At 61.9% G+C, this 24,241-nt stretch carries 18 protein-coding genes; 13 read left to right on the top strand and 5 right to left on the bottom strand.

Annotated elements, in window-relative coordinates:
* The first annotated feature begins 17 nt into the window (after nt 1-17).
* Nucleotides 18-647 carry a MarC family protein gene (locus tag C0V73_RS11315; RefSeq protein ID WP_102020364.1) on the top strand — a complete coding sequence of 210 codons (630 nt, stop codon included), beginning with the start codon at nt 18-20 and terminating at the stop codon, nt 645-647.
* 10 nt (nt 648-657) lie between these two features.
* Nucleotides 658-1,935, top strand: a complete 1,278-nt coding sequence (locus C0V73_RS11310) for a DUF2254 domain-containing protein (protein WP_172450129.1) — start codon at nt 658-660, stop codon at nt 1,933-1,935.
* Between the two features lie 92 nt (nt 1,936-2,027).
* Here C0V73_RS11310 and C0V73_RS11305 read toward each other — a convergent pair whose 3' ends face one another.
* Nucleotides 2,028-2,576 carry a single-stranded DNA-binding protein gene (locus tag C0V73_RS11305; RefSeq protein WP_102020080.1) on the bottom strand — a complete coding sequence of 183 codons (549 nt, stop codon included), beginning with the start codon at nt 2,574-2,576 and terminating at the stop codon, nt 2,028-2,030.
* Between the two features lie 268 nt (nt 2,577-2,844).
* Here C0V73_RS11305 and uvrA point away from each other — a divergent pair, with 268 nt between their 5' ends.
* From uvrA to C0V73_RS11290, 3 genes are all read left to right on the top strand, one after another.
* The gene (gene uvrA / locus C0V73_RS11300; RefSeq protein ID WP_102020079.1) at nt 2,845-5,766 is read left to right on the top strand and encodes an excinuclease ABC subunit UvrA; all 2,922 of its coding nucleotides are present in this window, start codon (nt 2,845-2,847) and stop codon (nt 5,764-5,766) included.
* Between the two features lie 92 nt (nt 5,767-5,858).
* On the top strand, nt 5,859-6,662 hold the full coding sequence (locus C0V73_RS11295; protein ID WP_102020078.1) for a DUF72 domain-containing protein: 804 nt from the start codon (nt 5,859-5,861) through the stop codon (nt 6,660-6,662).
* Nucleotides 6,663-6,813: 151 nt separating this feature from the next.
* Complete coding sequence (locus tag C0V73_RS11290; RefSeq protein ID WP_172450128.1) at nt 6,814-8,475, top strand: Na/Pi cotransporter family protein; 1,662 nt, start codon at nt 6,814-6,816, stop codon at nt 8,473-8,475.
* Nucleotides 8,476-8,490: 15 nt separating this feature from the next.
* On the opposite strand, the gene C0V73_RS11285 is transcribed toward C0V73_RS11290, so the two are convergent.
* On the bottom strand, nt 8,491-9,969 hold the full coding sequence (locus C0V73_RS11285; RefSeq protein ID WP_102020077.1) for an NAD(P)H-hydrate dehydratase: 1,479 nt from the start codon (nt 9,967-9,969) through the stop codon (nt 8,491-8,493).
* A gap of 351 nt (nt 9,970-10,320) precedes the next feature.
* Between C0V73_RS11285 and C0V73_RS11280 the strand changes: the two genes are divergently transcribed.
* The 4 genes from C0V73_RS11280 to hspQ all read left to right on the top strand — a co-directional run bounded on the left by C0V73_RS11280 (nt 10,321) and on the right by hspQ (nt 13,615).
* Nucleotides 10,321-10,659 carry a P-II family nitrogen regulator gene (locus tag C0V73_RS11280; RefSeq protein ID WP_006727717.1) on the top strand — a complete coding sequence of 113 codons (339 nt, stop codon included), beginning with the start codon at nt 10,321-10,323 and terminating at the stop codon, nt 10,657-10,659.
* A 63-nt stretch (nt 10,660-10,722) separates the two neighbouring features.
* The gene (gene glnA / locus C0V73_RS11275) at nt 10,723-12,132 is read left to right on the top strand and encodes a type I glutamate--ammonia ligase (protein ID WP_054149214.1); all 1,410 of its coding nucleotides are present in this window, start codon (nt 10,723-10,725) and stop codon (nt 12,130-12,132) included.
* A gap of 145 nt (nt 12,133-12,277) precedes the next feature.
* Nucleotides 12,278-13,198 (top strand): DMT family transporter, encoded by a 921-nt coding sequence (locus tag C0V73_RS11270; protein ID WP_102020076.1) that lies wholly within the window; start codon nt 12,278-12,280, stop codon nt 13,196-13,198.
* 87 nt (nt 13,199-13,285) lie between these two features.
* Complete coding sequence (gene hspQ, locus C0V73_RS11265; RefSeq protein ID WP_102020075.1) at nt 13,286-13,615, top strand: heat shock protein HspQ; 330 nt, start codon at nt 13,286-13,288, stop codon at nt 13,613-13,615.
* Nucleotides 13,616-13,693: 78 nt separating this feature from the next.
* On the opposite strand, the gene C0V73_RS11260 is transcribed toward hspQ, so the two are convergent.
* Nucleotides 13,694-14,329 (bottom strand): invasion associated locus B family protein, encoded by a 636-nt coding sequence (locus C0V73_RS11260; protein ID WP_102020074.1) that lies wholly within the window; start codon nt 14,327-14,329, stop codon nt 13,694-13,696.
* A gap of 274 nt (nt 14,330-14,603) precedes the next feature.
* Between C0V73_RS11260 and C0V73_RS11255 the strand changes: the two genes are divergently transcribed.
* The 3 genes from C0V73_RS11255 to C0V73_RS11245 all read left to right on the top strand — a co-directional run bounded on the left by C0V73_RS11255 (nt 14,604) and on the right by C0V73_RS11245 (nt 18,172).
* Nucleotides 14,604-16,409 (top strand): extracellular solute-binding protein, encoded by a 1,806-nt coding sequence (locus C0V73_RS11255; RefSeq protein ID WP_102020073.1) that lies wholly within the window; start codon nt 14,604-14,606, stop codon nt 16,407-16,409.
* Between the two features lie 98 nt (nt 16,410-16,507).
* On the top strand, nt 16,508-17,179 hold the full coding sequence (locus tag C0V73_RS11250; protein ID WP_102020072.1) for a DsbA family oxidoreductase: 672 nt from the start codon (nt 16,508-16,510) through the stop codon (nt 17,177-17,179).
* Nucleotides 17,180-17,236: 57 nt separating this feature from the next.
* Nucleotides 17,237-18,172 (top strand): DMT family transporter, encoded by a 936-nt coding sequence (locus C0V73_RS11245; RefSeq protein WP_102020071.1) that lies wholly within the window; start codon nt 17,237-17,239, stop codon nt 18,170-18,172.
* Between the two features lie 33 nt (nt 18,173-18,205).
* Here C0V73_RS11245 and mfd read toward each other — a convergent pair whose 3' ends face one another.
* Both mfd and C0V73_RS11235 read right to left on the bottom strand, forming a co-directional pair.
* On the bottom strand, nt 18,206-21,715 hold the full coding sequence (mfd, locus tag C0V73_RS11240) for a transcription-repair coupling factor (RefSeq protein WP_102020070.1): 3,510 nt from the start codon (nt 21,713-21,715) through the stop codon (nt 18,206-18,208).
* A 3-nt stretch (nt 21,716-21,718) separates the two neighbouring features.
* Nucleotides 21,719-22,033, bottom strand: coding sequence for a succinate dehydrogenase assembly factor 2 (locus tag C0V73_RS11235; protein WP_102020069.1), 315 nt, complete (start codon nt 22,031-22,033; stop codon nt 21,719-21,721).
* A gap of 95 nt (nt 22,034-22,128) precedes the next feature.
* Between C0V73_RS11235 and recG the strand changes: the two genes are divergently transcribed.
* On the top strand, nt 22,129-24,234 hold the full coding sequence (gene recG / locus C0V73_RS11230; RefSeq protein WP_102020068.1) for an ATP-dependent DNA helicase RecG: 2,106 nt from the start codon (nt 22,129-22,131) through the stop codon (nt 24,232-24,234).
* Nucleotides 24,235-24,241 lie beyond the last annotated feature (7 nt).

Below are 24,241 nucleotides of genomic sequence, written 5' to 3'. Positions count from 1 at the left end.
CAGGAGAATTCGACACCATGGCCATGACAGACACGATGATCAGCGCCTTTACCACCCTGCTGGTCACCGTCGACCCGCCGGGGCTCGCGCCGCTGTTTCTTGGCCTGACCCAAGGCATGACGCGGGCGCAGCGCCAGCAGGTCGCGGTGCGCGGCTCGGTCATGGGTTTTGCGATCCTCACCGTGTTTGCGCTGTTCGGCGCCACCATTCTCGGCGCGCTCGGGATCTCCATGGGCGCCTTCCGCATCGCCGGCGGCTTGATGCTGTTTGCCATTGCCTTCGAGATGATCTTCGAGAAGCGCAATGAGCGTAAGGAGAAGACCACGGATGATGCGATCACCAAGGATCACATCCACAACCTCGCCGTCTTCCCGCTCGCCATCCCGCTGATCGCGGGTCCGGGTGCGATTTCGGCCACGGTGCTGATCTCGGGCACCATGGACGGATGGATCGGCAAGCTGCAGCTGGTTGCGGTCATTGGCGTGGTGCTTTGCCTCGTCTTTGTCTCGCTTTACCTTGCCGAGCGCCTCAACCGCTTCCTGGGCGTGACCGGCCGGGCGCTGCTGACGCGCCTGCTCGGTGTGCTTCTTGCGGCACTTTCTGTCCAGTTCGTCGTTGACGGGGTGAAATCTGCCTTCATCGGCTGAGGAAACCCGTATGACACAAGATCCAGCCGTCTCGAGCCGCTTGCGATTCATCCTGAAGCAATTCAGCCGGCGGCTCTGGGTGCGCGCTTCGGCCATCGGTGCGATCGGCGTGCTGGCGGCGGTGCTGGCAGCCGTTGCAGAGCGTTTCGTCCCCTTCGAGATCCCGGGATCGATCAAGGCCGACTCGGTCGATACAATCCTCAACATCATCGCCTCCAGCATGCTGGCCGTGACCACGTTTTCGCTGAGCGCGATGACCTCGGCCTATGGTTCGGCGACCAGCAATGTCACGCCGCGCGCAACGAAGCTGCTGATCGAAGACACCGTTACACAGAACGTGCTTTCGACCTTCGTGGGCTCCTTTCTCTACGGGATTGTCGGCATCGTGGTGCTGCAGACCGGCGCCTATGGCGACCGGGGCCGCGTCATCCTCTTCGTGGTTACGATCGGCGTTATCGCGCTGATCGTCTTCCAATTGCTGCGCTGGATAGATCACCTGACCACGCTCGGGCGTGTCGGCGAGACGACAAGCCGGGTCGAAGATGCGGCAGCACGGGCAATCGAGGCGCGGCGGCAGAACCCTTATCTGGGCGGCAGCCCCCTGCAGGACAGAAAGGGCAAAGATGCTGATGGCATGACGCCGGTGAAGGCCGGCTCTATCGGCTATGTCCAGCACATCGACATGCAGGCACTCTCAACGCTTGCCGAGCGGAGCGGCGGTGAGATCCACCTCAGCGTCAACCCCGGCGCTTTTGTCTATGACGACAGCACCATCGCCTATTTTACGTCGGTGACTGCTGTGCCGGAGGACGACATCGCGCCGGAGGATGCCTTGCGACGCGCCGTAACGATCGGCAATGAACGCGACTTTGATCAGGATCCCCGTTTCGGACTGGTCGTGCTTAGCGAGACCGCGCAGCGCGCGTTGTCTCCGGCGGTCAATGATCCCGGTACGGCGATCGATGTCATCGGGCGCGCCACCCGGCTGCTCAGCACATGGGCCGAACCCGTCGAGGACCAGGAGCCTCAGTTCCCCCGCGTCTTCGTACCGGCTTTGACGGCTGACGACCTTTTCGAAGACGCTTTCATGATGATCGCCCGGGACGGCGCAGCCCAGGTCGAGGTTCAGCTTCGGCTGCAGAAAAGCCTCTCAGCGCTATCGCGCCTCGGAGGATCGGATTTTCGGGCCGCAGCACGGCGCCAGGCCACCCTTGCTCTGTCACGTGCCGAAAAAGCCTTGCCGATCGAGGCCGATCTCAAGCGGTTGCGCGACGACCTGAGCGACTAGACGCGGATCTCCCCTCCTGAAACGGCGAACGCCCCGCATGAGCAGGGCGTCCGGGAAATCCAGGTGTGGTTTGTTCGGCGGAACCCGCCCGCTCAGAACGGGATGTCGTCGTCGAGATCGCGCGAGAAGCCGCCGGAAGGGGCGCTGCCGCCGCGGCTTGCACCACCGGAGGAACCGCCACGCGACGGTGCAGGCGAACCGTAGCCGCCGTCGTAACCACCGCCGCCGCCGCCGCCGTAATCGGCGCCGCCGAAGTCATTGCCGCCGCGCGCGCCGCCAGCGCCATCACCGCGCCCCCCGAGCATGGTCAGGTTGCCGTTAAAGCCCTGCAGGACGACTTCCGTCGAGTAACGATCGGCGCCCGTCTGGTCCTGCCACTTGCGGGTTTGCAACTGGCCTTCGACGTAAACGGTCGAGCCCTTCTTCAAATACTGTTCGGCGACCTTGCACAGGCCCTCGTTGAAGATGACGACCGAATGCCATTCGGTCTTTTCCTTGCGCTCGCCGCTGTTCTTGTCGCGCCAGCTTTCCGAAGTCGCGATGCGCAGGTTGGCGATCGGCCGTCCGTCCTGGGTCCGGCGGATTTCGGGATCGGCTCCGAGATTACCGATCAGAATGACCTTGTTGACGCTACCAGCCATGACACTCACCTTACTGCCGCGCCGCCGCGGCGTTCAAAATCCAATCAAATGCCACCTTATCCCATCCGCTTCAGCGATTGGGCGGTGACGGTCTTAAATCCACAGCGAAAATGTTCTTTATTTGTTCTAGTCTTTCTCTATGATCCTGTCAACAGAATCGAAATTCCGCCGTGGGGGCGCCTTGCGCCTCGACTCGGGAGCTTCGTTGACTACATAAGGACAGTTCTCCCAGGAACAGTCCCCTTCTCTTTGCAGATCAGAGCCTGACATGAGCGAACTCAAGACCATTTCTATCCGTGGCGCGCGCGAGCATAATCTCAAGGGCATCGACCTCGATCTGCCGCGCAACAGCCTGATCGTGATGACGGGGCTTTCCGGCTCCGGCAAGTCGTCGCTTGCCTTCGACACGATCTATGCCGAAGGGCAGCGGCGTTACGTCGAGAGCCTATCGGCTTATGCGCGGCAGTTCCTCGAGATGATGCAGAAGCCTGACGTCGACCAGATCGAGGGGCTGTCGCCGGCGATCTCGATCGAGCAGAAGACGACCTCGCGCAATCCGCGTTCGACGGTCGGCACGGTCACCGAAATCTACGACTATATGCGCCTTTTGTTCGCACGCGTTGGCGTTCCCTATTCGCCGGCCACGGGCCTGCCGATCGAGAGCCAGACGGTGAGCCAGATGGTCGACCGGATCCTGGCGCTGGAGGAAGGCACGCGTCTTTATATCCTCGCGCCGATGATCCGCGGCCGTAAGGGCGAGTACAAGAAGGAACTCGCCGAGCTGATGAAGAAGGGCTTCCAGCGCGTCAAGATCGACGGGCAGTTCTACGAGATCGCCGAGGCCCCGACGCTCGACAAGAAGTACAAGCATGATATCGACGTGGTGGTCGACCGTGTCGTGGTGCGGCCTGACATCGCCAGCCGCCTGGCGGACAGTCTGGAGACTTGCCTTCGGCTCGCCGATGGTTTGGCGGTCGCAGAATATGCCGACAAGCCGCTTCCGCCGCAGGAGACTTCGGCCGGTGGCTCCGCCAACAAGTCACTCAACGAGACGCATGAGCGCGTACTGTTTTCGGAGAAATTTGCCTGCCCGGTTTCCGGCTTCACCATCACCGAAATCGAGCCGCGGCTCTTTTCCTTCAACAATCCCTTCGGCGCCTGCCCGACCTGTGACGGTCTCGGCAGCCAGCAGAAGATCGACGAGGCGTTGATCGTTCCGGAAGTGCATCGCAAGCTGAATGATGGCGCCATCGCGCCCTGGGCCAAGTCCAGCTCGCCTTATTACAACCAGACGCTTGAAGCGCTCGGCAAAGCCTTCGGGTTCAAGCTGACGAACAAGTGGTCGGAGCTGTCGGACGCCGCGCAGAAGGCAATCCTGCACGGCACAGAGGAAAAGATCGACTTCCATTATGCCGACGGCGCCCGCTCCTACACCACGACCAAGACCTTCGAAGGCATCGTGCCGAACCTCGAGCGGCGCTGGAAGGAGACCGACAGTGCCTGGGCGCGCGAGGAAATCGAGCGCTTCATGTCGGCGGCCCCCTGCCCGGCCTGCAATGGCTTCCGCCTGAAGCCTGAAGCTCTCGCGGTCAAGATCAACGGGCTGCATATCGGCCAGGTGACGAACATGGCGATCCGCAATGCAGGCTCCTGGTTCGAAGACCTGCCGGCGAAGCTTACCGACAAGCAGAACGAGATCGCGGTCCGTGTTCTCAAGGAAATCCGCGAGCGCCTGCGCTTCCTCAATGATGTCGGTCTCGACTATCTCTCAATGTCGCGCAATTCCGGCACGCTGTCGGGCGGCGAAAGCCAGCGCATCCGGCTGGCGTCGCAGATCGGTTCGGGCCTGACGGGTGTTCTCTACGTGCTGGACGAGCCGTCGATCGGGCTTCACCAGCGCGACAATGCGCGGCTTCTCGATACGCTGAAGCATCTGCGCGACATCGGCAATACCGTGATCGTCGTCGAGCATGACGAGGATGCGATCCTGACCGCCGACTATGTCGTCGATATCGGTCCGGCGGCCGGCATTCATGGCGGCCAGGTGATCGCGCAAGGCTCGCCGCAGGACATCATGGCGCATCCGAAATCGCTGACGGGCAAATACCTGACGGGCGAAATGGGCGTGAACGTTCCGGCGCAGCGGCGCAAGCCGAAGAAGGGCCAGCAGATCAAGGTGGTTGGCGCCAAGGGCAACAACCTGAAGAACGTGACGGCCTCGATCCCGCTCGGCGTGTTCACGGCAGTGACGGGTGTCTCCGGTGGCGGCAAGTCGACATTCCTCATCGAGACGCTTTATAAGGCGGCCGCCCGCCGTGTGATGGGTGCCCGTGAAAACCCGGCCGAACACGAGCGCATCGACGGGTTTGAATTCATCGACAAGGTCATCGACATCGACCAGTCGCCGATCGGCCGCACGCCGCGTTCCAACCCGGCGACCTATACCGGCGCGTTTACGCCGATCCGCGACTGGTTCACCGGTCTGCCGGAAGCCAAGGCGCGGGGTTATCAGGCGGGTCGCTTCTCGTTCAACGTCAAGGGCGGCCGCTGCGAGGCCTGCCAGGGCGATGGCGTGATCAAGATCGAGATGCACTTCCTGCCTGATGTCTATGTCACCTGTGACGTATGCCATGGCAAGCGCTACAACCGCGAAACGCTGGACGTGACCTTCAAGGGCAAGTCGATCGCCGATGTGCTCGATATGACGGTCGAGGAAGGTGTCGAGTTCTTCCAGGCAGTGCCGGCGGTGCGCGACAAGCTGCAGGCGCTGTTCGATGTTGGCCTCGGCTATATCAAGGTCGGCCAGCAGGCGAACACGCTATCGGGCGGCGAGGCGCAGCGCGTCAAGCTCGCCAAGGAGCTGTCGAAGCGCTCGACAGGCCGCACACTCTACATCCTCGATGAGCCGACAACCGGCCTGCATTTCCACGATGTCGCCAAGCTTCTGGAAATGCTGCAAGAACTGGTCAATCAGGGCAATAGCGTCGTGGTCATCGAGCACAATCTCGAGGTCATCAAGACGGCTGACTATATCCTCGATTTCGGCCCCGAAGGCGGCGATGGCGGCGGCCAGATCGTGGCCCAGGGTACGCCGGAAGAGGTGGTGAAGGTCGAGGCGTCTTATACGGGGCAGTTCCTGAAGGAGCTTCTGCAGCGGCGGCCAGTGAAGAAGGTGCAGGCGGCGGAGTGATCCGCCGCTGGCCGGACAGAAGACGGTCTGCCGTCTGCACGGTTTGTTTTGATTTAGCCAATTACCTAACTCTATCAAGCAAGAGGCATTTCATGACCAAATCCGGCACTATCCGCACCGGCATCGGGGGATGGACGTTCGATCCTTGGGACGACAGTTTTTATCCGTCCGATCTGCCGAAGAAGCGCCAGTTGGAGTATGCCAGCCGGCAGCTGACCGCGATCGAGGTGAATGGCACCTATTACTCGAGCCAGAAGCCGGCGACCTTTGCCAAGTGGGCGGCGGAGGTGCCGGAGGATTTCGTCTTTTCGCTCAAGGCCAGCCGGTTCTGCACGAACCGCAAGATCCTGGCCGAGGCCGGGCCGTCGGTGGAGAAGTTCCTGCATCAGGGCATCGAGGAGCTCGGCGCCCATCTCGGGCCGATCCTGTGGCAGTTCATGGGCACGAAGAAATTCGACGCTGACGATTTCGAGGCCTTCCTCGGCCTGTTGCCGAAGACACTGAACGGGCAGCCGCTTCGTCACGTGGTCGAGCCCCGGCATGAGAGCTTTCTGGTGCCGGAGTTCATCGACATGCTGCGCCGGCATGGGGTGGCGGCCGTGTGTGCCGACCATCACGACTATCCGATGTTTGCCGATCCCACGGCGGACTTTGTCTATGCCCGGCTGCAGAAGGGAACCGACGAGACACCGACCTGCTATCCGCCTGCGGAAATCGACGCCTGGGGCGAGCGGTTCAAGACCTATGCTGCTGGTGACGTACCCGGCGACCTGAACCTGATCGCGAAGGACAAGCCGGCGACGAAGGAGCCGCGCGATGTCTTTGCCTTCTTCATATCGGGCGGCAAGGTGAATGCGCCGAAGGGCGCGATCGAGCTCAAGAAGCGGATCGACTGACCTTCCCGGCTTCCTGCCTGTCATCAATTTGTGACATTGGCGAAACTGGACTAGGCTCGGTCGCAGAGTCGCGGTCATTTCTGCGCGCTGGGCCGGCATGCTCCCCTCTTTGGACGTGCGCGTCCAGAATATGAGAGTTCGGGGCACTTCCATGTCGGGCATCGCCGTCTTCATTCATCTTGCCGGCGCAGTCGCGCTGCTTCTCTGGGCGACCCGCATGGTCCGCACCGGGATCGAACGCGCCTATGGCGGCGTTTTGAAGGACAAGCTTCGGCATGCGGTTGGCAACCGGTTTTCGGCGGCCTTTGCCGGATTCCTGTTTGCCGTTGCCCTGCAGAGCGCGACGGCGGTGGCGCTGATCGTCGCCTCGTTTTCTGCGGCCGGCTATGTCGTGCCGGCCATCGGGGTGGCAACGCTGCTCGGCGCCGATTTCGGCTCGGCCTTTGTCGTCCGCATCCTGCGCTATGATCTGTCGCTGCTTGTGCCGGTGCTGCTTCTGGCTGGCACGATCGCGTTTCGGACATCGGAAGCGCGCGGCTGGCGACAGATCGGGCGCATCCTGTTCGGCCTTGGCCTGCTGCTCCTGTCGCTGCGCTTGATTGGTGAAGCGTCCGAACCGCTGCGCGATAGCAGCATCCTGCCGATCCTGTTCAACTATCTCGCCAGCGACTGGATCAGCGCCTTCGTGCTTGCGGCGCTGCTTGCCTGGTCATTCCATTCGAGCGTCGCTGCGGTTCTTCTTGTCGCATCGCTGGCCGACAAGCATCTGCTGCCGGATGCCCTGATCATCCCGCTGGTGCTGGGCATCAATTTCGGGGCCGCGATCATCGCCGCGCTGCTCACCAAGAATGCCGAGCCGAATGCCAGGATCGTGCCGCTGGGCAATGTCGTGATTCGGGGGATGATGACGCTCGTGGCGCTTGGCGGTCAGTTCGCCTTTTCTGTCAGCCCGGCCGTCTTCTCTTCCCAGCCCGGGGATGCCGTCGTTCTCGTTCACCTCGCCATGAACGGCGCCGTGCTGGTGCTTGGCCTGCCCTTTGCCGGTCTCGTTGCCGGTATGATTGAGCGTCTCCTGGCGCGGTCGGAGGATCGTGCCGCCAATGATGACCGGCTCTCGGCGCTCAATGTCGTTGATCTTTCCAACCCGCAGCAGGCGATCTCCAACGCCACACGCGAGGTTCTTGCGGTTTGCGACAAGACGGAGGTCATGCTGAACGGCATATTCGACCTGTTCGAACGCTGGGACGCAAAGAAGATGGAGCGGATAGCGACGCTCGACGACCAGATCGATACGATCCATCGCGACATCAAATTCTACCTCGCCCGCATCTCAGAGACGGCGCTCGACCAGACCTCGGCCGCCCAGTGCCAGAACCTTCTGGGTGCGACGATCAAGATCGAACAGGCGGCCGATATCATCTCGCAGAACATGCTGACGCGGGCGCGCAAGAAGAGCGAGCGCAATGTTGCCTTTTCGGCGGAAGGTTGGGCCGAACTCTGCGCCATGCACAATGAGGTGGTTCAGAATGCGCATCTTGCCTTCAACCTGCTGGTCACCCGCGATCTGGAACATGCGCGCCAGCTCGTCGCCCGCAAGGAGGCCATCCGCGGCCTGGTGAAGACCAGCGAGGAAAGCCATCTTCAGCGCCTGCGCCAGGGCAATGCCGCAAGCTTCGAATCGAGCTCGCTGCATATCGACACCATGCGGGACCTGAAGGAGATCAACTCGCTCTTCGTATCGATCGCCTATCCGCTTCTGGAAGGGGAAGGTCTGCTGCGGCGCAGCCGCCTGGTGCAGCCGGCGGAACTTTAGGCCTCGGATGGGCCTTCAGTCCGGGCGGACATGCGCCACAAGCTCCTCTGCCGTCATTCCCTGCCCTGCCCTCAAGGCCGCCTGGCCGTGCTGATGCACACCGGCGCAGGCCGCTTCGAAGGCCGGCATGCCATTGACCAGTCTGGCACCGATGATGCCGGCAAGCACATCGCCCGAGCCGGCTGTGGCCAGAGTTGCCGGCGCCTTTTCCTCGATCGCAGCGCGCCCGTCGGGCGCCGCGATGACGCTATCCGCACCCTTATAGACGACAATGCTGCCCAGCGCCTTTGCGGCGGCTAAGGCCTTTTCCAGCTTGCCCAGCGTGGTATCCGACGCGACGTCGGGGAAGAGCCGAGCGAACTCCCCTTCGTGCGGCGTCACCACCAGTCGCGGCTCACCATCCTGGAATGCTGATGACAACTGATCGGCAGCGTCCTTGAAGGCGGAGATGCCGTCGGCGTCCAGAACGAGGCTGCGACCGGCTTCGCCCACCATCACGGCGAAGCGGCGGGCCCGGTCGAGGTCGCCGAAACCCGGGCCGAGCACGAAGGTCGAACGGCGGGTGTCGGCCAGCCAGGCAGAGAGGTCGGCAACGGTATCGAGGCGCGACAGCATCACGGCCGTCAGATGTCCGGCATTGATTGCCAAGGCTGAGGCCGGGGATGCCAGCGTGACAAGGCCGGCCCCGGCGGACAATCCCGCCTTGGCGGAGAGCCTTGCCGCCCCGGTTGCTGTTTCCGGTCCGGAAAAGACCGTCAGGTGGCCGCGGCGATACTTGTGATCCTGGACCGAGACTGCCTTGTCCTGTCCAGCCCAGATATGGGGACCGTTGACCCAGAGCTTGCCCGCCTCGGCCTCGACGATCCGTCGGGGAATACCGATGTCGACGACGTCGAGGTCACCGCAGTGCATTCGCCCCGGAAGAAGAAGGTGGCCGGGTTTGCGCGTCATGAAGGTGACGGTATGGGCCGCTTTGAACGCAGCACCGCGAATGCCGCCTGTTGCGCCATCAATGCCCGAGGGAAGATCGATCGCCAGAACTGGAAGACCGACTGCCTCAATGGCGGCGATCGTTTGCCCCACGATCTGCGGGACATCTCGGGTCAGGCCGGCGCCGAAGAGGCCGTCGATGACGACGTCTCCCGCAAGCGGCTTAAAGACGTCGAGGGCTGCGACCGGGAGGCCGCAGACTATCTGTGCCTTGGCCGCGTCGCCCTTGAGGACGCCCACATCCGCGAGGCTGTAGACGACGACGTCCGCTCCTGCCCGCGCGAGCGCCGAGGCCGTGACATATCCGTCTCCGCCATTGTTTCCCGGTCCGCAGAGGACGACGAAACGCAGCGCCTGCGGATAGAGGCGGAGCGCTGCTGCGGCCACAGCCTCGCCAGCCCGCATCATCAGTGCGAAGCTGTCTATGCCCGACCGGGCCGCGGCGAGATCGACGCGCGCCATAGCCGATGGGGAAAGCAGGATTTCCGGAGTGCCGTGGTTCATGCGCAGAGGTTAGAGCATATTCCAAGCCTTGCGCAATGATGCACGATTTTGGGCAGAGCCAATTGCTTACTTTATATGCATTTGCACCTTTTATGCCCTTATCCATTCGGGATAACGCAAAGACCGCAAGGGGTTACGCTGCGGCCGCGCAATTAAAAAAGATTGGCCAAAATCGTTATTTTGATCGAAACGGGCTGGCTTTTCCGGCCAATTTGCTGGAGATTTGCCCGGTCGGATGGAGGAGGCGGCGGTTTTCGCGTAATTTTCGCGAAAGACTGGCACATTCCATGCATCCAGCCCGGCGGGCGGGGCTCATCCTGCTTTACTGAGGAAGCGGAGAGAAATTTTCTCATGAAAAAGATCGAAGCGATCATCAAGCCTTTCAAGCTCGACGAAGTGAAGGAAGCCCTTCAGGAAGTCGGCCTGCAGGGTATCACCGTGACGGAAGCCAAGGGCTTCGGTCGCCAGAAGGGCCATACAGAGCTCTATCGCGGCGCCGAATATGTCGTGGACTTCCTGCCCAAGGTGAAGGTCGAAGTGGTACTGGCCGACGAGAACGTGGAGGCCGTCATCGACGCCATCCGCAATGCAGCCCAGACGGGCCGCATCGGCGACGGAAAAATCTTCGTGTCGAATGTCGAAGAAGTCGTCCGTATCCGGACCGGCGAAACCGGCATCGACGCCATCTAACTCGGACCCGACACTTAGGGAGGTCGGGTTTAAATCGTCTGCTCACGCGAGGAACATAAAAATATGACGACCGCAAACGATATCCTGAAACAGATCAAGGACAACGACATCAAGTTCGTCGACCTGCGCTTTACCGATCCCAAGGGCAAGCTGCAGCATGTGACGATGGACATTGCCTGTGTCGACGAAGACATGTTCGCCGATGGCGTCATGTTCGACGGCTCCTCGATCGCTGGCTGGAAGGCCATCAACGAGTCCGACATGGTGCTGATGCCGGATCCGGCCACCGTGCACATGGACCCCTTCTTCGCCCAGTCGACGATGGTCATCCTCTGCGACATCCTCGATCCGGTTTCCGGCGAAGCCTATAACCGCGATCCGCGCGGCACCGCCAAGAAGGCCGAAGCCTACCTCAAGGCGTCTGGTATCGGCGATACGGTCTTCGTCGGCCCGGAAGCCGAATTCTTCGTCTTCGACGACGTCAAGTACAAGGCCGATCCGTACAACACCGGCTTCAAGCTCGACTCGACCGAACTGCCGTCGAACGACGACACCGATTACGAGACCGGCAACCTCGGCCACCGTCCGCGCGTCAAGGGCGGCTACTTCCCGGTTCCGCCGATCGACAGCCTGCAGGACATGCGCTCCGAAATGCTGACGGTTCTCGGCGAAATGGGCGTCGTCGTCGAAAAGCATCACCACGAAGTGGCGGCTGCCCAGCACGAGCTTGGCATCAAGTTCGACGCGCTGGTGCGCAACGCCGACAAGATGCAGATCTACAAGTATGTCGTGCATCAGGTTGCCAATGCCTATGGCAAGACCGCGACCTTCATGCCGAAGCCGATCTTCGGCGATAACGGCTCGGGCATGCACGTGCACATGTCGATCTGGAAGGACGGCAAGCCGACCTTCGCCGGCGACGAATATGCCGGTCTGTCGGAAAGCTGCTTGTTCTTTATCGGTGGCATCATCAAGCATGCCAAGTCGATCAATGCTTTCTCCAACCCGTCGACCAACTCCTACAAGCGTCTGGTCCCGGGTTATGAAGCGCCGGTTCTGCTCGCCTACTCGGCCCGCAACCGTTCGGCTTCGTGCCGTATCCCCTTCGGCTCCAACCCGAAGGCCAAGCGGGTCGAAGTCCGCTTCCCGGATCCGACCGCGAACCCCTACCTCGCTTTCGCCGCCATGCTGATGGCAGGTCTCGACGGCATCAAGAACAAGATCCATCCGGGCAAGGCCATGGACAAGGACCTGTACGACCTGCCGCCGAAGGAACTGAAGAAGATCCCGACCGTCTGCGGTTCGCTGCGTGAAGCGCTCGAAAGCCTGGACAAGGATCGCAAGTACCTGACCGCCGGCGGCGTGTTCGACGACGACCAGATCGATTCGTTCATCGAACTGAAGATGCAGGAAGTCATGCGCTTCGAAATGACCCCGCATCCGGTCGAATTCGATATGTACTACTCGGCCTGATTTTTCGGGTCACTCATCAGACGCCGGCGGATCGCTCCGCCGGCGTTTTTAGTTTCGAATGGTACCAATTGTTGGCAATCGCGCTTTCGCCCCGGGCACCGTCGCGCTAGCAGTGGTCATCCCTCCTCTGTTGTCACGGTTTTCCATGCCGGCCTCCCCGCAATCGCCCTCGCCGCGCCTCTATGACTGGACGCTCTTCCTGCTGGCGCCGGTGTTCTTCTCGTCGAACCTGATCTTCGGGCGTGGCATCACCGGCGAGGTCGGGCCATTCACGACGGCGCTGCTGCGCTGGGTGGGGGCAGCGATTTTGATGTCGCCCTTCATTTGGCAGGAGCGGCAGGCCTGCCTCACCTTCGTGCGACGTCATACAGCGCTCTGGCTGACGCTCGGCATTCTCGGCATGGGCATCTGTGGCGGCGTGGTCTATTGGGCGCTGACGCTGACCACCGCCTCCAACGCGACGCTGATCTACACGACATCCTCGCTGTTCATCATCCTGTTCCAGTGGCTGTTTCAAAAGCGCGCGATCACGCGGCGGGAACTGGCGGGCATGGTGATTGCCTTTGCCGGGGTCGTGGCGATCGTTCTGAAAGGGCATCCGGAGGCGCTGCTGGAGCTCACCTTCAACATCGGGGATCTGGCGATCCTGGTGGCGGCCATTGCCTTTGCGGCCTATTCGCTGCTGTTGCGGCGTCCGTCCGTGCGCGAGATGCCACCGCTCCCGCTGTTTGCTCTGCTGGCACTTTCAGGCTCGATCGTGCTGGTGCCGCCCGGTCTGATCGAGATCGCCGGCGGCGGCCTTCTGCCGGATACGGGCATGGAGTTTGCCAAGCTTGCGGGCATCATTCTCTTCGCTTCGCTCGCGGCCTTCTATTGCTTTCAACATGCGGTTCAGGTGTTCGGGCCGGGCATTGCGGGCATGACGCTTTACCTGATGCCGCCCATGTCGATCCTGATGGCTGTTATCTTCCTCGGAGAGCGCTTCGAGCACTATCATGCAGTCGGCATTGTGCTGGTGACCGGCGGCCTCATTCTTGCGACCGCACCGAGGCGCAAAGCAGGCTAGGTGTCGCAGGTGACAATGACGTCACACACCATCCCTTGATTTTGCCGGGCTTTCTTCCCAAATATGACAGGGAAAGGAAGTCAAACCATGAAACAACGAAGCGCTAAATTTGGTATCGGGGACGTCGTGCGGCACAAGTTCTTTCCGTTCCGCGGCGTGATCTTCGATGTTGACCCGGAATTCGCGAATTCCGAGGAGTGGTGGAATGCGATCCCGGCCGAAGTTCGGCCTCACAAGGACCAGCCCTTCTATCATCTGCTCGCGGAGAATTCCGAGACGGAATATGTGGCCTACGTGTCCGAGCAGAACCTCGAGCGCGACCGGAGCCAGGAGCCGCTGCGCAATCCGCAGATCCAGCAGATTTTCGAGCCGCAGCAGAGCGGCCATTACAAGCCGAAGATGAACTTCGCGCACTGACATCCAGCAGATACCACGAAGCAAAGAAGCCCGCGTCTTTCGACGCGGGCTTCTTGTTATTCAATGCCTTGAAGGAGATCAGTTGCCCTGCTTGGCAGCGTTCTGGGCGTCGGTGATCGCCTTGTTGCGCTCTTCCTGCTTCTTCTGCATGGCTTCCTGCAGGAGGCGCTGGCGCTCTTCGGCCTGCGACTGCGACATCGCTTCGCCATCGAAGGCGCCGGTGAAGCCGGTCAGCGGGATCTTGATCGGGTTCGGCGCGCGGCGGAAGTTGATCGAGGTGAAGACGACCTCGCCACCCTTCTTCAGGCTGTCGATGATTGCATCCGTCAGCGGGATTTCAGCCGTGCAGCGGTCGGGCAGGCAGACGGCGTAGTCGAGCTTGGTGCCCTTGGCGCCATCGATCTGCATCAGGACGCCCGGCGGGATGAGACGCGCCGAGGGAACGGTGACCTGAAGCAGCTTGCGGTTGACCTTGCCTTCGACCGTGATCAGGCCAACGGCCGTGATCAGCTGGCCATTGGCGGCAACGAGCTGGTTCTGGACGACGCAGACGTCGGACTCTTCCTGCTTGGCGCAGGTCTTGAACCACTTCGCCTCGGAGGGAGCGGCTGCGGCTTCCTGGGCCTGCGCGACAGCCGGCATGGCGGCAGCGGCGAAGGACAATGCGAGTGCAGACACAGCCGTCCGCGTTGCGTTGCTAAGTTTGAACATCATACGTATTCCGTCTCCTGAAAACCCCTGTCGCGCGGACTTCGATGCCGCGTCATTCGCCTGTCTTGTCTGCCCTCACCTGTCGTTCAAATGAGGCAAATACATGACCCGGCGCTCCGGCTCACCTGTTACATTGTGGCGGCCGGAATATCCAGCGTTTCTTTGACGCCGGATCGACTCACCTCGTCTAAATCCCACCCGCTTGTGTTGGTTTTATGGTGATTGTGCTAGCGTCCGCGCACTTTGCAGATTCCATATCCCCGGGAGGACCGAGATCTTGCGCCGTCTCTTGTTTAGCCTTTGCCTGCTGCCCTTTGCCACCGTCGCCCAGGCGGAGCCCGTTCACGGTATCGCAATGCATGGCGAACCGGCACTCTCCGCCGATTACACGCATTTCCCTTATGTGAAGCCGGATGTGAAAAAGGGCGGCAAGGTCAATTACGGTGTCGTCGGCACCTATGATGCGCTCAACCCCTTCGTGCTCAAGGGCATGCGGACTACGGCGCGCGGCGTCTGGGACCCGGAATTCGGCAACCTGCTCTACGAGCCGCTGATGACGCGCTCCGCCGACGAGCCCTTCACGCTCTATGGTCTACTTGCCGAAACCGTGGAATGGGATGCTGACCGGACCTATGTGCAGTTCAACCTCAATCCCAAGGCACGGTGGCATGACGGCAAGCCGGTGACGCCCGAGGATGTGATCTTCACATTCGAATTGCTGCGCGACAAGGGCCGTCCGCCCTTTAACGGTCGTCTCAATGCCGTCGCCACAATGGAGAAGGTTGGCGAGCACGGGGTGAAGTTCACCTTCAATGATAAGGCGAATCGCGAGACGCCGCTGATCTTTGCATCCGCCACGCCGATCCTGCCGAAGCATGCGATCGATCCTGCCACTTTCGACCAGGGTGGGCTCGCCATTCCAGTTGGATCCGGTCCCTACAAGATCAAGGAGTTGCGACCCGGCGAGAAGGTGACCTGGGCGCGCGACACCGATTACTGGGGCAAGGACCTGCCTTCGAAGATCGGCTTCGACAATTACGACGAGATCACGGTCACCTATTTCCTGCAGGAAGCGACGCTGTTCGAGGCCTTCAAGAAGGGCGAGATCGACATCTATCCGGACGGTGATTCCAATCACTGGCAGCGGGCCTATGATTTCCCGGCAGCGCAGAATGGCGATGTCGTGAAGGAAGCTTTCAAGCCGGGCCTGCCAGCGGGCATGCTGGGCTTCGTCTTTAACACCCGCCGTCCGATCTTCGCAGACGTGAAGGTGCGCGAAGCGATCAACACGGCCTTCGATTTCGAGTGGCTAAACAAGACGCTCTACGGCAACGCGTTTACTCGCACGCAGAGCTACTGGCAGAACTCGGCGCTCGGTGCCTTCGGCAATGCCGCCGACGAGAAAGAGCTGGCGCTCTTGGGCACGGCGAAGGACAAGCTGTCCCCCGAAATCCTGGCAGGCACCTATACGCAGTCCGCGACAGACGGCTCTGGCGGCGATCGCAAGGCGCTGGCCAAGGCGGTGAAGCTGTTCAGCGAGGCCGGCTACAAGATCCAGGGCGGCAAGATGCTGGATGCCTCCGGCAAACCGCTTGCCTTCGAGGTGATGACGCAGAACGAAGGCCAAGAGAAGATGGCCCTCGCCTTCCAGCGGACGTTAAAACTGATCGGTATCGACATGGCGATCCGCACCGTCGACGACGCGCAGTATCAGGCGCGCTCCAACAGCTTCGACTACGACATGATCATCAAGTCCTACACCTCGTCGCTGTCGCCGGGCGCCGAGCAGGTCAACCGCTGGGGGTCTGAGTCCAAGGACGCTCAGGGGAGCTTCAACTATGCAGGTGTTGCCGATCCTGACATCGACCGGATGATGGAAGCGCTTTTGCAGGCACGCGAGCCGGCGGATTTCCAGGCTGCCGTGCGGGCCTATGACCGGCTGCTCGTTGCCGGACACTATGTCGTTCCGCTCTACCATATCGGCGAGCAGTGGGTGGCGCGCTGGAAGCATATCGGACGGCCGGAAACCGCGCCGCTCTACGGCTATCAGCGCCCGACCTGGTTCGACGCGCGCGTCCAGTAACCCCTAAGCGTTTGACGCTGTGTTTTCGGGCCGGAGCTTGTCTCCGGCCCGCTTTGCTTTAAGTGACGGGCATATCTCTGCCAGGAAAGGACACCCTCATGGACCGCATCACCATCGACCTCGTATCCGACGTGGTCTGCCCCTGGTGTTATCTCGGCAAGGCCCGGCTGGAGCTCGCGATTGCCGAGGTGCAGGACGAGGTCAGTGTCGACATCAACTGGCGCCCGTATCAGCTCAATCCCGATTACCCGCCTGAAGGCGTCGACCATCAGGTCGAACTGGCGAAAAAGCTCGGCGGCAAGGACAAGATGGACCAGGCGCATGCGCATCTGAAGTCGCTCGGCGCCGAGGTCGGCATCGCCTTTGATTTCGAGGCGATCAAGATCGGGCCGAACACGCTCGATGCGCACCGGCTGATCCATTGGGCCGGCCAGGAAAGCCGGGAGACGCAGACCCGCGTGGTCGATCTGCTGTTCAAGGCCAACTTCGAACAGGGCCGCAATATCGGTGACGCAGCCGTGCTGCTCGACATTGCGACCGAGGCCGGACTGTCGCGTCCCGTGATCGAATCGCTGCTGGGAGGCGATGCCGACGTGAACCATGTGCTGTCCGAGGTCGAAGCCGCCAAACAGATGGGCGTCAACGGCGTGCCGTTCTTCATCTTCGACCAGCAATATGCCGTAAGCGGTGCCCAGCCGCCGGCGGAGCTTGCCAATGCCTTGCGCGAAATCGCCAAGGCGAAGGCCGAGGCCCTGCGCAATCTGAATTGACGGTTGTAACGAACACTCGTATCCCGGTGAGGTAACCTCCTCCCCGGGATCATCACATTGTCCGCCGATACCACCCTCAAAGGCGTTTTCTTCGCCTTCATCTGCTTTGCCGCCTATTCCTTCAGTGATGCCGCCGTGAAGATGGTGGAAGGCCGCGTGCCTGCCTTCGAGGCCGGATTTATCGGCAGCCTGTTCGGTTTCGTCGCGATCCCCTTCCTGATGAAGCGCGGCGACCGCTATACGGATCTGGTGCGCAGCACCAACTGGCCGCTCTGGGGGCTGCGTTTTGTCTGTTCTGCTGTCGGGACGGTCGGCAGTATCATTGCCTTTACCCAACTCTCCATGGCCGAGGCCTTCTGCCTGATCTTCCTGCTGCCGAGCTTTGCGACGATCATGTCGGTGATCTTCCTCAAGGAAGAGGTGGGCATGAAGCGCTGGGCAGCCGTCCTGATCGGTTTCCTCGGCGTGCTCGTGGTCTTGCGGCCGGGTTTTCGCGAATTGGAGATCGGGCATCTGGCAGCGCTGATCTCGGGCTTTGCCGGCGCTGTGACGATCATCATCTTCCGCGCCATGGGGCCGCAGGAAAAGAATATCTCGCTTTATGGCGCGGGCCTGCTTGGTAGCGTCATCATCTGTGCGGCCTTCTCCCTGCCGGACTTTCAGGCGCCTGGCGGCTATGACCTGATGCTGCTTGCCGCTTTCGGCCTGCTGGCTGCCGTCGGCAATATCTTCATGATGCTGGCGTCGTTTTATGCCCCGGCCCCGATCGTCGGGCCGATCCAGTACAGCCAGATGCTCTGGGCCATTCTGCTCGGCTATCTCGTCTTTGGCGACAAGGTCGACTGGCCAATGGGCATCGGCATCGTGCTGATCGTTGGCTCTGGCCTGTTGACGCTGATCCGCGAGCGCAAGCGCGATACGCCGCTTCCGCCGCCGGTGGCCGGCAAGGGCGATGCGGCTCTGGCGATCAAGCCGGAACAGTCCGAGACTTGAACGAGGCCGGGCTTCAACGGCCCCTCCCTCGCCTCAACCAGCTTTCGCCAGTTCCGCCAGTTGCGTCATCACCACCGCAGCACCTGACAGCCGCTTTTCCGGTGTCGGCAGGTCGCGGGTGAGGAACACCGAGTGGTCGGGGCGGATCTTCGCCATCGCGCCCTGCTTGGCGATATAGCCGACGAGCGCTGCCGGGTTCGGGAACTGCTTGCCGCGGAACTGGACGACGACGCCCTTGGGGCCGGCTTCAAGCTTCTCGACATTGGCCTTGCGGCAGAGCGCCTTGATGTAGACGACCTTCAGCAGATGCTGGACCTCGACGGGCATGGGGCCAAAGCGGTCGATCATTTCGGCGCCAAAGGCATCGATCTCGCCCAGTTCGTTGATTTCACCGAGGCGGCGATAAAGGCCGAGGCGCAGGTGCAGGTCGGGTACGTAATCGTCTGGGATCATCACTGACGTGCCGACCTGGATCTGGGGTGACCAGCCGGTGTCGTGGATCTCGTCGACGCCCTTCACTTCGGCGACCGCCTCTTCCAGCATCTGCTGGTAAAGTTCGAAGCCGACTTCCTTGATGTGGCCAGACTGTTCCTCGCCGAGCAGATTGCCGGCGCCGCGGATGTCGAGGTCGTGACTCGCTAGCTGGAAACCGGCGCCGAGCGTGTCGAGCGACTGCAGAACCTTCAGGCGGCGTTCGGCGCCCGTGGTCAGCACCTTGTTGACCGGGAGCGTCAGGAGCGCAAAGGCGCGGACCTTGGAGCGTCCGACGCGGCCGCGGATCTGGTAAAGCTGGGCCAGTCCGAACATGTCGGCGCGGTGGACGATCAGCGTGTTGGCTGTGGGCACGTCAAGGCCGGATTCGACGATGGTGGTGGAGAGCAACACATCGTAGCGGCCTTCATAGAAGGCGTTCATGATGTCTTCGAGTTCACCGGCTGCCATCTGGCCATGGGCGACCGCGACCTTCAGCTCGGGCACGTTCTCATCCAGGAAGCTTTTCACATCCGCGAGATCGGCGAGACGCGGGCAGACGTAAAAACTCTGGCCGCCGCGATAATGCTCGCGCATCAGGGTCTCGCGGATGACGAGCGGATCAAAGGGCGAGATGAAGGTACGGACCGCCATGCGGTCGACCGGCGGCGTGGTGATCAGCGAGAGTTCGCGCACCCCGGTCATGGCCAGCTGCAGCGTGCGCGGGATGGGCGTGGCAGAGAGCGTCAGGACGTGTACGTCGGACTTGAGTTCCTTCAGACGCTCCTTGTGCTTCACTCCGAAATGCTGCTCCTCGTCGATGATCAGCAGGCCGAGATTGGCGAAGTTGACGCCGGTACCGAGCAGCGCGTGGGTGCCGACGACGATGTCGGTCTTGCCCTCGGCGACTTCCTTCTTTACGAGGTTCAATTCCTTGGTGCCGACAAGGCGCGAGGCCTGCTGGACGCGGATCGGCAGGCCCCGGAAGCGTTCGGAAAAGGTCTTGAAATGCTGGCGGGCGAGCAGCGTGGTCGGCACGACAACGGCGACCTGGATGCCGTTCATTGCGGCGATGAAGGCGGCGCGCAGTGCCACTTCAGTCTTGCCGAAGCCGACGTCGCCGCAGACGAGGCGGTCCATGGGGCGACCGGCGCCGAGGTCGGAGCGAACGGATTCGATCGCGGTTTCCTGGTCTTCCGTCTCGTCATAGGGGAAACGGGCTGCGAATTCGTCGTAGAGGCCTTCCTGGGTCGTTAGCACAGGTGCAGAGCGGGTCATACGTTCGGCAGCGATGCGGATCAGGGCCCCTGCCATGTCGAGCAGGCGCTTCTTGAGCTTGGCCTTGCGCATCTGCCAGGCGCCGCCGCCAAGCTTGTCGAGCTGCACTTCGGTTGCCTCGCCGCCGTAGCGCGAGAGCAGATCGATGTTTTCGACCGGCAGGAAGAGCTTGGCATCGTCGGCATAGCGCAGTTCGAGGCAGGCATGCGGGGCACCGGCCGCCTCGATGGTGCGCAGGCCGACGAAGCGGCCGATGCCGTGTTCGGCATGCACAACGATCGAGCCTTCGTCGATGCCTGCGACTTCCGAGATGAAGTCGGCGGCGCGCTTCCGGCGTTTGGAGCGGCGGACCATGCGGTCGCCGAGAATGTCCTGTTCGCCGATGATGACGAGACCGTCTGTCTCGAAGCCGCCTTCGAGGCTGAGGACGGCGGTGCCCGCCTCCCCCTTCTTCAGCTTGTCGACGTCTTTCAGGGCGGCGACTGGAACGAGTTTTTCCAGGCCATGTTCGTTCAGGACCTGCAGCAGGCGATCGAGCGAGCCTTCCGACCAACCGGATACGATGACCTTGACGCCAGCTGCGCGCTTATCGGCGATATAGCTAACGGCCTGGCCGAAGACGTTGGCGCGATTGCCTTCTTCGCTGGCTTCGTTGGCGCTCTTCGCCCAGCGCGGGGTCGGGCGGGCATTGACCTCGATGACCAAACGGCTTTCGCCACCGGCTTCTGCAAAGGGGGTAATGCGGATCGGGTCGAAGGCATCAAGCGACTTGCCGAACTCGCCGGCGCCGAGATAGAGCCGCTCCGGCGGGACGGGCTTGTAGGGCGTGCCCTGCGCGAGATGGCCTTTGCCAGGCGTGGCGGAGTTGAGGCGCGCCTCGTAATAGTCGCGGATCAGCATGGCGCGCTCGTCGGCTGCCTCACGTACGGTATGATCCGTGACGATACGGAAGCCGCGCAGATAATCGAACGTGGTTTCCAGCTTGTCGTAGAACATCGGCAGCCAATGCTCCATGCCGGCGTAACGCCGACCCTCGGAGACAGCGGCATAGAGGGCGTCGTCGCGGGTCGCGGCACCGAACAGCGACAGGTAGTTCTTGCGGAAGCGGCTGATGCTCTCGGGCGTCAGCGTCACCTCGCTCATCGGGTTCAGATCAAGCGAGCGGATCTGGCCAATGGTGCGCTGGCTCGCCGGATCGAAGGAGCGGATCGATTCGAGCGTATCGCCGAAGAAATCCAGTCGCACCGGCTCTTCTGCACCGGGTACGAAAACATCGAGGATGCCGCCGCGGACCGCGAATTCGCCGACTTCCCGTACGGTTGCGACACGATCAAAGCCGTTGCGCTCAAGACGGGCGGCAATGTCATCCATGCGCACCTGGTTGCCGGGCTTGGCCGAAAAACCAAGGCTATCGATCACATCCGCCGGTGCTACCTTCTGAAGCATGGCATTGACCGTGACGAGAACGATCGCCGGGTGCGGATTGAGATAGAGCGCAATCAGGCCTGACAGCGCCGAAAGGCGGCGGGCGGAGACGTCTGCGGATGGAGATACGCGGTCGTAAGGCAGACAGTCCCAAGCCGGCAGGCTCAAGACCGGGATGTCTGGCGCGGTGAAGCCGAGCGTCTGTTCGAGGTTCTGCAGCCGCTGGCCGTCGGAGACGATGTAGGCCACAGGGCGGCCCTGACGCGCGAGTTCGGCGAGGATGAAGGCATCCATGCCGTCGGGCACATGGGAGAGCGTCAGGGCGGATTGTGCGCCGACAATCCGCTTCACATCGATCAGGGACATCATCAGTTACTTTGCAGTGGTGTCTTCGCCCGTGACCGGGGAGAAATCCGGCCGGAGGGCGGCTATGCGTTCGAAGAGCGGCGTCTGGAGATGGGCGGGCACGGGATCGGCACCTGTGATGTAGCGGACGAGGTCATTGTCCTCCTCCTCCATGATATGCTCGAGTTCGTCGAGTTCCTGGTCGGAAAGCTCGCTGATATGGGCCTCGCAGAACTGGCCGAGCATCAGGTCCATTTCGCGGATGCCGCGGTGCCAGCAGCGGAACAGGATGCGCCGACGGCGCGGATCGAGGTCGGCACTGCTTTTCACCAGTCCAGTCATCTTGGCATCCTTCCAATTCTTGCGCCTCTATAGAGCAGCGACCGGCAAATGTCAGCTTGCCAAACCGGCATTTTGCGAGGCATTTTGCCCCCATCATGCGTCCCCATCTTCTCGATCCCCTCTTTGCCTCCGTGGCTTCGCTCAGCGGAGTCGGTCCCAAGCTCGCCCAGCTTCTCGCCACACTGCTCGGGCGCGAGGATGCCGAGGATGCGCGGGTCGTCGACCTGCTGTTCCTCGCACCGCACCGGCTGATCGACCGGCGCCACCAGCCGGGCATCGCCTATGCTCAGCAGGGATCGCTCGTCACCATCACGGGCCGTGTCGACCGCCACATGCCGCCCCCGCCGGGCAAGAACAACATGCCCTACCGCATCTTCCTGCATGACGAGACGGGGGAACTGGCGCTCACCTTCTTCCGGGTCAAGGGCAACTGGCTGGAAAAGGCATTGCCCGTCGAAGAGATCGTCATGGTCTCAGGGAAAGTCGACTGGTTCAACGGTCGGCCATCCATGGTTCATCCCGACCTGATGGTGAAGGCGAGCGAGGCGGAGAACCTGCCGCTGGTCGAGCCGGTCTATCCGCTGACGGCGGGGCTTGGACCGAAAGTGTTGCGCAAGGCGGTCGAATCCGCTGTCGAGAAGATGCCGGAACTTGCCGAATGGGCGGATGCGGCTCTCGCGGCCAAACAGGGATTTGCCAGTGTGCGCGACTGTCTGGTCGCTCTCCACAATCCGCGCGACGAGAAGGATATCGACCCGCAGGCACCCGCCCGGCGGCGTCTGGCCTATGACGAGTTTCTCGCAGGTCAGGTGTCGCTCGCCTTGGTGCGGCAGAAGCTGAGACGCGTGCCGGGCACCCCGATCAAGCCGACGGGCGAACTCAGCGGAAAGATCCGCGCTGCCCTGCCCTTTACGCCGACAAACAGCCAGGTGGCGGCGATCGACGATATCCTGAAAGACATGGCGACAGACCAGCGCATGTTGCGGCTCGTCCAGGGTGACGTCGGCGCCGGCAAGACGCTGGTGGCGCTGTTTGCCATGGCAGCCGCTGTCGAGGCGGGTGGGCAAGCTGTGCTGATGGCGCCGACGGAAATCCTGGCACGGCAGCACCATGCGACGCTCGCCAAGCTCGGTGCGGCGGCTGGCCTGAAGATCGAGGTCCTGACCGGGCGCACCAAGGGCAAGGAGCGCGAGGCGATCCTGGAGCGGATCGCATCCGGCGAGGCTCAGATCGTCATCGGCACGCATGCGCTTTTCCAGGATGCCGTGGTCTACCGGAACCTGACGCTTGCCGTCGTGGACGAGCAGCATCGCTTCGGTGTGCACCAGCGCCTGCGGCTGACCTCCAAGGGCATCTCCCCGCATATGCTGGTCATGACGGCCACACCGATCCCGCGCACGCTGGTGCTGGCTGCCTTCGGCGATATGGACGTCTCCAAGCTTACCGAGAAGCCCGCGGGCCGCAAGCCGATCCAGACTGTGACCGTGCCGACCGAGCGCGTACCAGATGTCATCGAACGGCTGAGGTCTGCCATTGCGGAGGGCAAGAAGGCCTATTGGATCTGCCCGCTGGTCGAGGAAACCGAGGAAAGCGAACTGATGTCGGCCGAGGAGCGGCAGGCGGTGCTTGCGCAGTTCATCAAGGCTCCGATCGGCTTGGTGCATGGACGCATGGCGGGGCCGGAGAAGGATGCCGCGATGCTCGCCTTCAAGAACGGCGATACGCGGCTGCTGGTGGCGACCACAGTGGTCGAGGTCGGCGTCGATGTGCCCGATGCGACGATCATGGTGATCGAACATGCCGAACGCTTCGGTCTTGCCCAGCTGCATCAGTTGCGCGGCCGCGTGGGCCGTGGTGACGAGGCCTCAAGCTGCATCCTGCTCTACAAGGGACCGCTCGGCGAGACCGGCAAGGCGCGTCTTTCGATCCTGCGCGATTCGGAGGATGGCTTTCTGATTGCGGAGGAGGATCTTAAGCTCAGAGGCGAAGGCGAGCTTTTGGGAACGCGGCAGTCGGGCACGCCGGGCTTCAAGATCGCCAGCCTCGAGCACCACGGAGATCTTCTGGAGATCGCCCGCAAGGATGCGGCCTATCTGCTGGATCGAGACCCGGAACTCACCAGCGAACGCGGAGAGGCGGTCAGGACGTTGCTCTATCTGCATCGTCGCGACGAAGCGATCCGCTTCCTGCATGCAGGGTGACGGAAGA

The sequence above is a fragment of the Rhizobium sp. TH135 genome, from assembly GCF_002855515.1.
Classification (GTDB): Bacteria; Pseudomonadota; Alphaproteobacteria; order Rhizobiales; family Rhizobiaceae; genus Allorhizobium.
The sequence above is the reverse complement of the archived record's forward strand: the minus strand, read 5'-3'. Positions and strand labels throughout refer to the sequence as shown.

Bases quoted from the DNA above. Each gene is read 5' to 3' on its own strand.
- C0V73_RS11315 (WP_102020364.1), top strand. From the start codon at position 18: ATGGCCATGACAGACACGATGATCAGCGCCTTTACCACCCTGCTGGTC.
- C0V73_RS11310 (WP_172450129.1), top strand. From the start codon at position 658: ATGACACAAGATCCAGCCGTCTCGAGCCGCTTGCGATTCATCCTGAAG.
- C0V73_RS11305 (WP_102020080.1), bottom strand. From the start codon at position 2,576: ATGGCTGGTAGCGTCAACAAGGTCATTCTGATCGGTAATCTCGGAGCC.
- uvrA (WP_102020079.1), top strand. From the start codon at position 2,845: ATGAGCGAACTCAAGACCATTTCTATCCGTGGCGCGCGCGAGCATAAT.
- C0V73_RS11295 (WP_102020078.1), top strand. From the start codon at position 5,859: ATGACCAAATCCGGCACTATCCGCACCGGCATCGGGGGATGGACGTTC.
- C0V73_RS11290 (WP_172450128.1), top strand. From the start codon at position 6,814: ATGTCGGGCATCGCCGTCTTCATTCATCTTGCCGGCGCAGTCGCGCTG.
- C0V73_RS11285 (WP_102020077.1), bottom strand. From the start codon at position 9,969: ATGAACCACGGCACTCCGGAAATCCTGCTTTCCCCATCGGCTATGGCG.
- C0V73_RS11280 (WP_006727717.1), top strand. From the start codon at position 10,321: ATGAAAAAGATCGAAGCGATCATCAAGCCTTTCAAGCTCGACGAAGTG.
- glnA (WP_054149214.1), top strand. From the start codon at position 10,723: ATGACGACCGCAAACGATATCCTGAAACAGATCAAGGACAACGACATC.
- C0V73_RS11270 (WP_102020076.1), top strand. From the start codon at position 12,278: ATGCCGGCCTCCCCGCAATCGCCCTCGCCGCGCCTCTATGACTGGACG.
- hspQ (WP_102020075.1), top strand. From the start codon at position 13,286: ATGAAACAACGAAGCGCTAAATTTGGTATCGGGGACGTCGTGCGGCAC.
- C0V73_RS11260 (WP_102020074.1), bottom strand. From the start codon at position 14,329: ATGATGTTCAAACTTAGCAACGCAACGCGGACGGCTGTGTCTGCACTC.
- C0V73_RS11250 (WP_102020072.1), top strand. From the start codon at position 16,508: ATGGACCGCATCACCATCGACCTCGTATCCGACGTGGTCTGCCCCTGG.
- mfd (WP_102020070.1), bottom strand. From the start codon at position 21,715: ATGATGTCCCTGATCGATGTGAAGCGGATTGTCGGCGCACAATCCGCC.
- C0V73_RS11235 (WP_102020069.1), bottom strand. From the start codon at position 22,033: ATGACTGGACTGGTGAAAAGCAGTGCCGACCTCGATCCGCGCCGTCGG.
- recG (WP_102020068.1), top strand. From the start codon at position 22,129: ATGCGTCCCCATCTTCTCGATCCCCTCTTTGCCTCCGTGGCTTCGCTC.